General features: G+C 66.6%; 12 protein-coding genes and 1 tRNA gene. 11 read left to right on the top strand and 2 right to left on the bottom strand.

From position 1 onward, the window contains the following. The first annotated feature begins 181 nt into the window (after positions 1 to 181). Genes G3580_RS15420 through G3580_RS15400 form a run of 5 tightly spaced genes read left to right on the top strand, consistent with a single transcriptional unit; the run spans position 182 to position 4,174 of the window. Positions 182 to 1,510 (top strand): M16 family metallopeptidase, encoded by a 1,329-nt coding sequence (locus tag G3580_RS15420; RefSeq protein WP_228720687.1) that lies wholly within the window; start codon positions 182 to 184, stop codon positions 1,508 to 1,510. A gap of 12 nt (positions 1,511 to 1,522) precedes the next feature. Next, positions 1,523 to 2,887: a M16 family metallopeptidase gene (locus tag G3580_RS15415; protein ID WP_173766986.1), complete on the top strand. Its 1,365-nt coding sequence runs from the start codon at positions 1,523 to 1,525 to the stop codon at positions 2,885 to 2,887. After that, complete coding sequence (gene rsmD / locus G3580_RS15410; protein WP_173766984.1) at positions 2,884 to 3,423, top strand: 16S rRNA (guanine(966)-N(2))-methyltransferase RsmD; 540 nt, start codon at positions 2,884 to 2,886, stop codon at positions 3,421 to 3,423. The genes G3580_RS15415 and rsmD overlap by 4 nt, the downstream gene beginning before the upstream one ends. Then, positions 3,420 to 3,923, top strand: coding sequence for a pantetheine-phosphate adenylyltransferase (coaD, locus tag G3580_RS15405; protein ID WP_173766982.1), 504 nt, complete (start codon positions 3,420 to 3,422; stop codon positions 3,921 to 3,923). The genes rsmD and coaD overlap by 4 nt, the downstream gene beginning before the upstream one ends. Positions 3,924 to 3,925: 2 nt before the next feature. After that, complete coding sequence (locus G3580_RS15400; RefSeq protein WP_173766980.1) at positions 3,926 to 4,174, top strand: YfhL family 4Fe-4S dicluster ferredoxin; 249 nt, start codon at positions 3,926 to 3,928, stop codon at positions 4,172 to 4,174. A gap of 65 nt (positions 4,175 to 4,239) precedes the next feature. On the opposite strand, the gene G3580_RS15395 is transcribed toward G3580_RS15400, so the two are convergent. Then, positions 4,240 to 6,204 (bottom strand): dynamin family protein, encoded by a 1,965-nt coding sequence (locus tag G3580_RS15395; protein WP_228720686.1) that lies wholly within the window; start codon positions 6,202 to 6,204, stop codon positions 4,240 to 4,242. 156 nt (positions 6,205 to 6,360) lie between these two features. Next, positions 6,361 to 7,179: a bifunctional DNA-formamidopyrimidine glycosylase/DNA-(apurinic or apyrimidinic site) lyase gene (mutM, locus tag G3580_RS15390; protein ID WP_173766978.1), complete on the bottom strand. Its 819-nt coding sequence runs from the start codon at positions 7,177 to 7,179 to the stop codon at positions 6,361 to 6,363. Between the two features lie 201 nt (positions 7,180 to 7,380). Between mutM and G3580_RS15385 the strand changes: the two genes are divergently transcribed. The 6 genes from G3580_RS15385 to G3580_RS15360 all read left to right on the top strand — a co-directional run bounded on the left by G3580_RS15385 (position 7,381) and on the right by G3580_RS15360 (position 12,329). Next, a complete protein-coding gene (locus G3580_RS15385) occupies positions 7,381 to 9,096 on the top strand; it encodes a tetratricopeptide repeat protein (RefSeq protein ID WP_173766977.1) in 1,716 nt (571 codons plus the stop codon). 17 nt (positions 9,097 to 9,113) lie between these two features. Further along, positions 9,114 to 9,653 (top strand): lipoprotein insertase outer membrane protein LolB, encoded by a 540-nt coding sequence (gene lolB, locus G3580_RS15380; RefSeq protein WP_173766975.1) that lies wholly within the window; start codon positions 9,114 to 9,116, stop codon positions 9,651 to 9,653. Then, complete coding sequence (gene ispE / locus G3580_RS15375) at positions 9,644 to 10,492, top strand: 4-(cytidine 5'-diphospho)-2-C-methyl-D-erythritol kinase (RefSeq protein WP_173766974.1); 849 nt, start codon at positions 9,644 to 9,646, stop codon at positions 10,490 to 10,492. The genes lolB and ispE overlap by 10 nt, the downstream gene beginning before the upstream one ends. Before the next feature lie 20 nt (positions 10,493 to 10,512). Next, positions 10,513 to 10,589 (top strand) — tRNA-Gln (locus G3580_RS15370). A gap of 76 nt (positions 10,590 to 10,665) precedes the next feature. After that, a complete protein-coding gene (locus tag G3580_RS15365; protein ID WP_173766972.1) occupies positions 10,666 to 11,616 on the top strand; it encodes a ribose-phosphate pyrophosphokinase in 951 nt (316 codons plus the stop codon). An 80-nt stretch (positions 11,617 to 11,696) separates the two neighbouring features. Next, the gene (locus tag G3580_RS15360) at positions 11,697 to 12,329 is read left to right on the top strand and encodes a 50S ribosomal protein L25/general stress protein Ctc (protein WP_173766970.1); all 633 of its coding nucleotides are present in this window, start codon (positions 11,697 to 11,699) and stop codon (positions 12,327 to 12,329) included. The last annotated feature ends 8 nt before the right edge of the window (positions 12,330 to 12,337 follow it).

Raw genomic sequence — 12,337 nt, 5'->3', positions numbered from 1 at the left:
GGTGGATTGCCGCTCGGGCCGGCTGGCAGCGCCAGCGGCAAGCGGCTACCATGGCTCGCCGTCCGGTCGCCGGACAAAGCGCAAATTTTATCAGATGCAGGATGTGTGCATGAGATTGACGAAGCGGCACTGCGGCCCATGGGGCCGGTGGCTGCGGAGGCTGGCGGTGCCGGTTTCCGCGATGCTGAGCATGGTCCCGGCGTGGGCCAATCCCTTCGAGACCACCCTGGACAACGGGCTGCGGATCGTCGTCAAGGAAGATCACCGTGCCCCCTCGGTGGTGCACATGGTCTGGTACCGGGTGGGGGCGATGGACGAGGTGGATGGCACGTCCGGCGTCGCCCACGTGCTCGAACACATGATGTTCAAGGGCACGAAGGCGGTGGGGCCGGGCGAATTCAACAAGATCGTGGCCGGCGTCGGTGGGCGCGACAATGCATTCACCAACCAGGACTACACGGCCTACTTCCAGCAGGTGCCGGCCAACCAGCTCGAGCGCATGATGACGCTCGAGGCCGACCGGATGCACGGCCTCAAGCTGAGCGAAGCGGATTTCACCAAGGAACTGGCGGTGGTGAAGGAAGAGCGCCGCATGCGCACCGAGGACAAGCCGCGCGCGCTGGTCTACGAGGAACTGATGGCCACCGCCTTTCATGCCCATCCCTACCGGCGTCCGGTCATCGGCTGGATGAGCGATCTCGACCACATGACGGTCGAGGATGCCCGGCGCTGGTATCACCGCTGGTATTCGCCGCGCGATGCCACCGTGGTGGTGGTGGGCGACGTGGACCACACCCGCGTGTTCGACGCGGCGCGCCGCATCTATGGCGCCGTGCCCGCCGGCGAGGCGCTGCCCGCGCGGCCCGTGATCCAGGAGCCGCCGCGTCGCGGCGAGCGCCGGGTCACGGTGCGCGCCCCCGCCGAGCTGCCTTACGTGGCCATGGCCTGGGCTGCGCCGACGCTGCGGGATCCGGTCAAGGATCGCGACGTCTATGCCTTGCAGGTGCTCGCCGCGGTGCTCGATGGCTACTCCGGTGCGCGCCTGTCGCGCCACGTGGTGCGCGATGCGCAGGTGGCGGTGTCCGCCGGGGCGGGTTACGACGGCATCGGCCGTGGTCCGTCCCTGTTCTACATGGACGGTGCGCCGGCGACGGGCAAGACGGTGGCCGATGTCGAGGCGGCGCTGCGTGCCGAACTGGCGAAGATCCAGACCGAGGGGATCGCGCCCGACGAGCTCGCCCGGGTCAAGACCCAGGCGGTTGCCAGCCGGGTCTACAAGCGTGACTCGCTGATGGGTCAGGCCATGGAAATCGGCCAGCTGGAAGTGGTCGGGCTGTCGTGGCGGGACGAGGCGACCATGCTCGACGGCATCCGCCAGGTCACGGCGGAGGAAGTCAAGGACGTGGCAAACCGTTACTTTTCGGATGACCGCCTGACCGTGGCCGTGCTCGATCCGTTGCCGATGCCGGCCACGCATGCGCCTCGGCCGTCCCTGCCCACCCGCCACTGAAGAGAGCCCGACATGTTCCCAAAGATCGTCAAGACCTTCGGTGTCGCCCTGAGCCTGGCCACGCTGTTCGTGGTGTCCGCCGTCGCCACGCCCGCCATGGCGGCGGTGCAGATCCAGCAATGGACGCTGCCGTCCGGGGTCCGCGTCGCCTTCGTCGAAACCCATGCCCTGCCCATCGTCGACATCCAGATCGACGTCCCCGCCGGCAGTGCCTACGCGCCCGCCGACAAGGCGGGTCTGGCCGGGATGGTGGCGGGCATGCTCGACGCCGGCACCGCCGCGCTGGACGAGAACGCGCTGGCGGACCGCTTCGCCGACCTCGGTGCCCAGTTCGGCGCGAACGCGGAGACGGACCGGGCCTCGGTGAGCCTGCGGGTGCTCTCCAGTGCGGCCGAACGCGACGCTGCGGTGGATCTGGTGGCCTCGGTGGTTGGCGCGCCGGTCTTTCCCGAAGCGGTCCTCACGCGCGAGCGCGCGCGCGCCATCGCCGGTTTGCAGGAGGCTGAGACGCAGCCGGGCTATCTGACCGAGCGCACCTTCATGGCCGAGATCTATCCGGGCCATCCGTACGGCGTGTCGGCCACCAAGGCGACCCTCGAGGGCATCACCCGCGACGATCTGGTGCGCTTCCATCAACGGCAATATGCTGCCGCCGGCGCGCATGTGAGCATCGTCGGTGATCTCAGTCGCGAGGAGGCCGACCACATCGCCCGGCGCATCACCGGGCAACTGCCGCAGGGGCAGCCCCCCGAGGCGCTGCCGGCGCCCTCCCTGCCAGCGGCACACACCGTGCGGGTGACCAATCCGTCGGCCCAGGCCCACATCGCCATCGGCATGCCGGGGCTGCGCCGGGACGACCCGGACTACTACGCGCTGGTGACCGGCAACTACGTGCTCGGTGGCGGGGGCTTCGTGTCGCGCCTGATGAAGGAGGTGCGCGAGAAGCGCGGCTTCGCCTATAGCGTCTACAGCTATTTCGAGCCCCAGGCGGTCGCCGGACCGTTCCGCATCGGACTGCAGACGCGGGGGCGTCAGACCGACGCGGCGATCGAGGTGGTGCGCGACACGCTGGCCAAGTTCATTGCCCAGGGGCCGACGCCCGAGGAGCTCAAGGCTGCCCAGGCGAACATCGTCAATGGCTTCGGTCTGCGGATCGATTCCAACGCCAAGCTGCTCGGTTATGTGGCGGTGATCGGCTACTACGGCTTGCCGGCCGACTGGCTCGAGGCCTATCCGCGGGCGGTCTCACAGTTGACGGTCGAGCAGGTGCGAGATGCCTTCCGTCGGCGCGTGCAACCCGACCATCTCGTGACCGTGATCGTCGGCGGAGACGGTGACCGCCGGCGGGTGGCCGCCGAGACCGGGCCCGCCCGTTGAGCCGTGTGCGCATCACCGGGGGGCAGTGGCGCTCCCGTCTGCTGAACGTGACCGATGCGGCAGGGCTGCGGCCCACGCCCGATCGCGTCCGCGAGACCCTGTTCAACTGGCTGGGGCAGGATCTGACCGGCTGGCGTTGCCTCGACCTGTTCGCCGGCTCCGGCGCACTGGGTTTCGAAGCCGCCTCGAGAGGAGCAGCCTCGGTGGTCATGGTAGAGTGCAACCCCCGCGCGTTCGCGCAGCTCAGGGCGCATGCCGGGTCTCTGGGGGCGGACCGAGTGGAGCTGATACGCGGCGATGCGCTAAAATTCGCCGCATCCGCGCCCGGCCCCTTCGATCTGGTGATGCTCGATCCGCCGTACCACAAGGGCTGGCTCGATCGTCTGACGCCCTGGTTGGATGCGCTGGTGGCGCCCGACGGGCGGCTCTATGTCGAGGCGGAGCAGCCGCTCGAGTCACTGAGCGACTTCGTTGCGGTCAGGTCGGGGCGCGCCGGTCAGGTGTGCTTCCAGTTGATGGAGAGGCAGCAGGCATGATGAATGGCACGGTGATCTATCCGGGCACCTTCGATCCGATGACCCGGGGTCACGAAGACCTGGTCCGGCGTGCTGCGTTGCTGTTTCCGAAGGTGATCGTGGCGGTCGCGGCCAGTGCCGGCAAGGGGCCGATCTTCGATCTGGGCGAACGTGTCGAGATCGCGCGGGAAGTGACCGCCGGGTTCGGCAATGTCGAAGTGAAGGGTTTCAGCGGCCTGTTGATGGACTTCGTGCGCGCCCAGGGGGCCCGCGTGATCCTGCGTGGCCTGCGGGCGGTGTCGGACTTCGAATACGAGTTCCAGATGGCGGGCATGAACCGCAAGCTCTACCCGAACGTGGAGACCGTGTTCCTGACGCCCGCTGAAGAGTACATGTTCATTTCCGCCACGATGGTGCGGGAGATTGCCCGTTTCGGCGGCGATATTGGACAATTTGTTCAACCGGCAGTGGAACGTCGCCTGCGGTTGAAATTGAATCGATCGAAACAAGGAGAGGATTGATCATGGCGCTGATGATTACCGACGAATGCATCAACTGCGATGTGTGCGAGCCGGAGTGCCCCAACAACGCGATTTACCAGGGCGATGAAATCTACGAAATCGACCCGAACAAATGCACCGAGTGCGTCGGCCATTTCGATGAGCCGCAATGCCAGCAGGTGTGTCCGGTGGACTGTATTCCGCATGACCCGGACCGTCAGGAGTCCCACGACGAACTGATGGCCAAGTTCGTCAAGCTCACCCAGGGGTGAGCCCGGCGACGGCATGAAAAAGCGAGGCGGGTGCCTCGCTTTTTTTGTTTGCGCCCGTACCGCGCTCAGGCCGCCAGGGCGCGACCTTCGGTTCGAGGTGTCGTCGCCTCGGTCCCGCCCAGGGCGGTTTGGATGTCGCTGGAAATCTGCGCCAGTTCGCTGCGCAGATGCGCGATCGACTGATTCTGTTGCTCCAGCTCGACGATGCGGTCTTCGAGGGTGTCGGTGGCCTGGTGGATGCGCTTGACGCTCTCGAGGCGGCGCTTGAGTTGAAGCTGATACTCCCTGACCTGGGTCTCGAGCGGTGACATGACCGCCCGCAGCCAGTGCTCCACGTCCCGGTTGGCCACTTCGAAGGTCCGGCGGGCCTGGATCGCGACGGTCTCGAAGAACTTCTGCGTCAGGGTGTGCTTTTCCGTCGTGACCAGGGTGAGGGTGGTGTTCAGCTGTGTGTTGAAGGCCTTTTCCAGCGTGTTGATCTCGCGCTCGTAACGCAGTGTCGAGAAACCCGCCGGCGGCGTGAGCTTGAGGCCGTGTTCGACGCTGAAGCGCTTGTACATCGCGCCGAGCATGCCCGAGATCTCGTTCACTTCCTCGGCGGACTTCTGCAGGTTGCCGCGCAGATGGTCGAAGAAGCCGGTCATCGCCTGACGCAGTCCGCGCGAGAAAGTCGACTCGAGCATGGCCTCGCGGGTGCGACGGGTCTCGTCGCGCAGGGCGTCGAGGCCCAGATGGCCCAGCAGGTTGTTGGTGAGATTGGTAAACACGCTGCGCACCGCGTAATACTTCTTCAGGCCGGCCTCGAATTCCTCCTTCTCGGCGCGCACCTTGCGCATCATGTATTCGATGACGTTCTGGTTCTTGCCGCGCAGATCGGTCAGTTCGCGCAGCTGTTCGTTCACGCCCTGCTGGCGCGAGGCGAGCAGTTCGTCGGCATGCATGACGATGTCTTCGGTCTCGGCCAGCGTGGAGGTGCGCACGATCTGCTGCTTGGCCGGCAGCAGCTCGCTGCTCAGGGCGGACTCGAGCGTGCCGAGGCGGCTGCGGTCGAGCAGCGGTGCGTCGTTCTGGATGCGGGCAAGCAGGGCCTTCTGGGCCGAAATGGGGAAGATGTGGCCGCGTTCCAGCTTCAGGTCGTGGGCGACCGCGTCCACCTGGCGACCGATCTCCTCGGCGATACGGGCCTCGTCGCGCAGCCCGTCCCACAGGCTGTCGATCTTGTTCAGCACCACCAGTCGCCCCTCGGTGCGCTGGCCGGCGTTGACATAGTCGCGCCACACCGCCAGATCGCTCTGGGTGACGCCGGTGTCGGCCGCGAGAATGAACAGGATCGCGTGGGCGTTGGGCAGCAGCGACAGAGTCAGTTCCGGCTCGGCGCCAATCGCGTTGAGCCCCGGCGTGTCGAGTACGACCAGCCCCTGTTCGAGCAGGGGGTGCTGGAAATGGATGACCGCATGACGCCAGCAGGGTACGACCACCTGACCGTGCTCATCCGGCTGCAGGCCGTTGTTGCCTTCCGGGTCGATGATGAAACCCAGGGCTTCGGCATCGGCCCGGCTGACGGTCTTGATTTCGCCGACCCGCGCCATGGCCTGTTGCAGGGCCGTGGTCGAGCCGATGTCGAGTTGCTGCGTTACCCAAAGATCCTGGTAACGCTTCAGTTCGCCGACCGTCGCGTGCTCCCGCCGGGTCTCGATGGGCAGCAGCCGGATTTGCGGGGTGTCGCCCTCGGACCACTGCAGCTCGGTCGGGCACATGGTGGTCCGCCCGGCGCTCGAGGGCAGCACCCGGTTGCCGTAGTCGGCAAAGAACAGGGCGTTGATGAGCTCCGACTTGCCACGCGAGAACTCGGCCACGAAGGCGACCGTGAGCTTGTCTTCCTTCAGGCGGTCGAGGGCGTACTGCAGGCGCAGGTCCGATTGCGCGTCGCCGATCTCGTTCTGGTTCAACCAACTGCGCAGCACTCCGACCGTTCGGGCGACGTCGGCGCGCCAGCGGCTGTATTCGGAAAAGTGGTCAATCAGTCCCATGATGTGCTTGCCGGCGCATGGACGGCCGGATACCGTTTTATTCCAATGTCCCAGCATAGCGCCGAGGCGCCCATACACCAAGCAGTGCCCCGAGGCGCCGCCTGGAAGGCCGGCGCAGGACGACGAACGGTCATGCGCGGCGGATTCCGGCGCGGCTCAGCGGCGTTGGCACTGTGTACACAGGAAGCTGGCGCGCTGGCCGATCACCATCCGTTCGACCGGCCGTCCGCAGTGTCGGCAGGGTTCGCCGTCGCGGCCATAGACGAAGTACTGCTGTTGGAAATAACCGGGCTGGCCGTCGGTGCGCACGAAGTCGCGCAGGCTGCTGCCACCGGCGGCGATGGCGTCCCGCAGCGTGTCGCGGATCGCGCCGGCCAGCCGCTCGCAGCGCGCCGGGCCGAGTCGGCCCGCGATCGCCAGCGGATGGATGCCGGCGCGAAACAGGCTCTCGGAAGCATAGATGTTGCCAACCCCGACGATGCGGTGGCTGTCCATGATGAAGCTCTTGATCGGGCGTCTCGCCTCGCGGGTCGCGCGGTACAGCCAGTGGCCGTCGAAGGTGGCGCAAAGCGGTTCGATCCCCAGGGGGGCGAGGAGCGGGTGGGTGGCTTCTTCGCCCGGTGTGAGCCACAGCATGAGACCGAAGCGGCGCGGATCGCGATAGCGCAGCACCCGATCGCCGAAGCACAGGTCCACGTGGTCGTGGGCGGTTACCGGGGTCTCGGGCGAGATGATGCGCAGGCTGCCCGACATGCCCAGGTGGATGAGCAGCTGGCCGGTGCCGAAATCGAATTGCAGATACTTCGCACGTCGGGACACGGCAAGCAGGGTTCGGTCGTGCAGCCGGCTGGCCAGATCGGCCGGCACCGGTCGGCGCAGGCGTGGCTCGCGGACGCTGACGCCGGTGATCCGGGCGCCGGTCAGGTGGGGGGCGATGCCGCGCGCGGTGGTTTCGACTTCAGGCAGTTCGGGCATGGGCGGGGCTTGGGGAAGGGCGCTCCATTGTAAGCCGTGCGCGCGCTTGCCCGTGTGGGTCAAACTCCCTAAGATGCGGCGAACCGATGCGGCGAATTGCGATCCAATTGCAAAGATGCATTGATAGTGGCGCAGCCGGGACGGTGTGGCGCCTACGCCAGAACGATGCCACCGGGCGTGGCGTCTCAACGGATCGACATCATGTTTTTTTCTTCGAAGTTGCGGCGCGGGGTCGCCGTCATCCTGACCGCGCTGATGGGCGTCGCCCTGCCGCTGGCGGTTTCCCGTGCGGCCGAGTCCGACACGACCGCATCCCGGCGCACCCCCGGTCAGGAGCTGACCCCGCAAATCCTGTTCGACATGCTGCTGGCCGAGATCGCGCTGGCGCGCGGCCGGCTCGACTACTCGTTGCCGCTGTACGAGCGGCTTGCGCGGACCACCAAGGACGCGCGTGTGGCGCGCCGGGCGACGGAGATCGCGCTTTACGCGCGGCGCATGGACATCGCCCAGGAGACCGCCCGGATCTGGGCCCAGGCCGATCCGGCATCGGACGACGCACAGCGGGTGTTGGCAGGCTCGCTGGCGGGCGAGAAAATGACCAACGAGCAGATCGCCATGCGTCTGGCCCAGTCCCTCGCCAACGCGGGGGCGCGCTTGCCGGGGGCGCTGCTCGGGCTCAATCGCGTGCTCGCCCCGATCGAGGACAAGACGCGGGTGCGCCAGATCGTCGAGCGCGTCACCGAGCCCTATCTGGATCTGCCGGAGGCGCACTTCGCGCGCGCCCATGCCGCGTCGGGCGGGCGTGACCTCGATGCCAGTCTGGATGAGCTCAATCAGGCGCTGGCGCTGCGTCCGGACTGGTCCCAGGCCGTGCTGCTCAAGGCGCAGATCCAGCAGACCAAGTCGGCCGAGGCGGCGGTCATGACCCTGGCCGCCTACCTCGAAGTGCATCCCGACGATGTCGATGTGCGCCGCGGCTACGCTCGGGCGCTGCTCAGTGTCAAGCGCTATGCGGACGCGCGGGCGGCTTTCGAGCAGGTCCTGGCCGCAGAGCCCGATGACCATGCCTCGCGCTACGCGATGGGAATCATTGCCCTCGAGATGGGCGATGTGGACGCCGCCGCCCAAGCCTTCGAGAAGCTCAAGAGCGAAGGCTATTCGGATCACGACGGTGTCGAGACCGGGTTGGCCCAGGTGGCCGAGGCGCGTGGCGACATCGAGGAGGCGATCGCGCATTACGACGCGGTCAAGCAGCCGCCGCGGCGCGAGCGCGCCCAGCTGCGGGTGGCCCAGCTGCTCGCCACCCACGGTGATCTCGACGGCGCGCGCAAGCGCCTGCGGGCGTTGGGGCATGACGATGCGAGCCGGGCCAACTATCTGCTCATCGAGGCCCAGCTGCTGCGCGACGCGGGCAAGGTCCAGGAGGCCGTGAGCACGGTCGACGAGGCCCTCAAGCTCAAGCCCGACGATCCGGATCTGCTCTACGAGTCGGCCATGCTCGCCGATCGGCTGGGTCATACCGAGGCCATGGAAGGAAAGCTGCGCAAGATCATCGCGCTCGATCCCCGCTATGCCCATGCCTACAACGCGCTGGGTTATTGGCTGGCGGATCGTGGCGAACGCCTCGACGAGGCCGAGTCGCTGATCCGCAAGGCCGTCGAGCTGCGACCCAAGGATCCCTTCATCATCGACAGCCTGGGCTGGGTGCGGTATCGCCGCGGCGATCTGCAGGAGGCCCGGCACCTGCTCGAGGAGGCCTACAGCCTGAGGGCCGATCCGGAGATCGCCGCTCACCTGGGTGAGGTCATGTGGGAGATGGGGGATCAGGACGGCGCGCGCAAGACCTGGCAAGCCGCCGCCAAGGACTACCCCGACAACACCACCCTGGCCACGGTCATGCGGCGCTACGGCCAGTGATGCGCCGGCTCGTGACGATGACGGCTGCCGCCGTGGTGGCCGGGTGCGCCACGGCGCCGACGACGGTAACCACCACTGCCCTCGCGTTCCGTCCGGTGCAGGCCTATTTTTCGATCAGCGGACGTCTGGCGGCCAAGAATGGCGAGGACGCGCTGAGTGGCAAATTCGCCTGGCAGCATGCGCCGGCCAGCGACCGCTGGGATTTCTATTCCCCGCTCGGCCAGCTCGTGGCGCGCCTGACCCGTAACGGCGAGACGGCCACCCTGGTGACCTCGAACGGCGAGCAGATCGTCGAGCCGGTGGAGACGCTCATCGCGCGGGTGCTGGGGGTGGCGGTGCCGGTCGCGTCCCTGCCGCGCTGGGTGCAGGGCGGGGTCGTGGCCCGCGAGGACGTGCGCGAGCAGGATGCGGTCGGACGGCCCCTGCGGATCGCCGACGACGGATGGCAGGTGCGCTATCTGGCCTATGCCTCCGACGCACCCGACGCGCGTCCGCGCAGCATCGAAGTCTCCCGGGGCGAGGCCCGGCTCAAGCTCATCGTCGATCAATGGCAGTGACCACCGAACTGCTCGATTGCCCCGCGCCGGCCAAACTCAACCTGTTCCTGCACGTGACCGGTCGACGGCCGGACGGCTACCACCTGCTGCAGACCGCGTTTCGCCTGCTCGACTGGGGCGACCGGCTCGGTTTCCGCCTGCGCGCCGATGGCCGCATCCGCCGTGTGACCGAGGTGCCCGGCGTGCCGCCCGAGGACGATCTCGTGGTGCGCGCGGCCCATGCGTTGCGCGACTGGGCTGGCGAGCGCCGGGGCGTCGACATCCTCATCGACAAGCACCTGCCCATGGGCGGCGGCCTCGGCGGCGGCAGCTCCGATGCGGCGACCACCTTGCTGGCACTCAACCGGCTGTGGGGGCTGCATGCCTCGCGTGATGCACTCGAGGCGCTTGCCCTGCCACTGGGTGCGGATGTGCCCTTTTTCGTGTTCGGGCGCTCGGCGTTTGCCGAAGGGGTCGGGGAGCGCCTGACGCCGCTCGAGTTGCCGCCGCGCTGGTACGTCGTCGTGGCCCCCGGGGTGTCGGTGCCGACTGCCGCAATCTTCGGCGCAAAAGAGTTGACGAGAAATACGAAACCCATCAAAATAGCGGACTTCGCAATGAGCGCGACACGAAACGATCTGGAGCGTGTGGCGCGCGCGCGATACCCGCAAATTGCGGCTGCAATCGACTGGCTCGGTGCCATCGCGCCGGCCCGAATGACAGGCTCTGGAGCCTGTCTTTTTTCGGAGTTCGAAAGCGAGCGGCAGGCACGGGACGTCGCCGGGCAGTGTCCGGCACCGTGGCGGGCCTGGGCGGTCAGGGGGCTGGATCGGCATCCTCTGTTCGACTGGGCGGGTTAGCGAAGCGAAGCAGATTATCTTGGGGAGTCGCCAAGTCGGTTAAGGCACCGGATTTTGATTCCGGCATTCGAGGGTTCGAATCCTTCCTCCCCAGCCAGTAGTGAGTCGGGCAGGCGCCATGCCTGCCCGATGTGTTTTTGCGACCGCAAAACCAACGGTATCGGAGAAGCAAGATGGCTCATGGCAGCCTCATGGTGTTTACCGGAAACGCCAACCCGAAACTGGCCGCAGATGTTGTCAAGCGCCTGGGGATTTCCCTGGGGGCGGCAACGGTGGGGCGATTCTCCGATGGCGAGGTCAACGTGGAGTTGCTCGAGAACGTCCGTGGCAAGGACGTGTTCGTGCTGCAGCCCACCTGTGTGCCCACCAACGACAACCTCATGGAAATGGTGATCCTGGTCGACGCCCTCAAGCGCGCCTCGGCCGGCCGCATCACCGCTGCGATTCCCTATTTCGGCTACGCCCGCCAGGATCGGCGGCCGCGCTCGGCGCGCGTGCCCATCACCGCCAAGGTGGTGGCCAACATGCTGCAGGCGGTCGGCGTCCAGCGCTTGCTGACCATGGATCTGCATGCGGACCAGATCCAGGGCTTCTTCGACATCCCGGTGGACAACGTCTATGCGGCGCCGGTGCTGCTCAACGATCTGGACAAGCAGAAGTTCAACGACCTGATGGTGGTGTCGCCTGACGTGGGCGGCGTGGTGCGCGCGCGGGCGTTCGCCAAGCGCATGGAATGCGATCTGGCCATCATCGACAAGCGTCGTCCCAAGGCCAACGTGTCGGAAGTGATGAACATCATCGGTGAGGTCAAGGACCGCACCTGCGTCATCATGGACGACATCGTCGACACCGCCGGCACCCTGTGCAAGGCGGCCTCGGCGCTCAAGGACAACGGGGCCAAGCGGGTGCTTGCCTATTGCACGCATCCGGTGCTCTCCGGCGCTGCGGTGGCGCGGATCCAGGATTCGGCCCTCGACGAGCTGGTGGTGACCGACACCATTCCGCTGAGCGACGAAGCCCGCGCCGGTGGCCGGATCCGTCAGGTCTCGGTGGCCTCCCTGCTGGCCGACACGATCCTGCGCATCAGCAACGAGGAATCGGTCAGCACCCTGTTCATGGAATGATTTGGCGCCGGTGCCATGCGGCACCGGCATTTTGATGGAGCCTGCCTGGTCGCGGGCGGGCTCAACACTGTGGAGTAGTCATGGATATTCAATTCAACGCTGAAAAGCGCGACGCCAAGGGTACGGGTGCGAGCCGCCGCCTGCGTCGCGACGGTCGTGTGCCGGGCATCGTCTACGGCGCCGAGCAAGACGCCCAGCAGATCACGCTGGATCACAACGAGATCTACCATCTGCTGCGCAAGGAAGCCTTCCACGCCTCCGTGCTGACCATGAACCTGGGCGGCGAGAAGAGCAGCGTGGTGCTGCGTGATGCCCAGTGGCATCCGTACAAGCAACTGGTCATGCACCTGGATTTCCAACGCGTCAAGGCTGGTGAGAAGCTCCACCTGAAGGTGCCGCTGCACTTCGTGAACGACGAGGTGTCGCCGGGCGTGAAGCTGCAGAACGGCCTGATCACCCATGTGATGAACGAAATCGACGTCCAGTGCCTGCCCAAGGATCTGCCGGAGTACCTCGAGGTGGATCTCAAGGACATCGAGGCTGGCCAGTCCATCCATATCTCCCACCTCAAGTTGCCTGCCGGTGTCGACGCCGTGCTCCATGGTGAAGACGACCCGGTCGTGGTCAGCTGCGTGCCGCCGCGTGGTGGCGTGGCTGCCGAGGGCGAAGAGGCCGAAGGTGAAGAGGGCGGCGAAGCTCCGGCCGCCGAGTAAGCGTTCTT

Origin of the sequence: Nitrogeniibacter mangrovi, from assembly GCF_010983895.1 — a bacterium.
GTDB lineage: Bacteria > Pseudomonadota > Gammaproteobacteria > Burkholderiales > Rhodocyclaceae > Nitrogeniibacter > Nitrogeniibacter mangrovi.
Note: the sequence above shows the minus strand (reverse complement) of the source record. Positions and strands in the feature narration are given on the sequence as shown.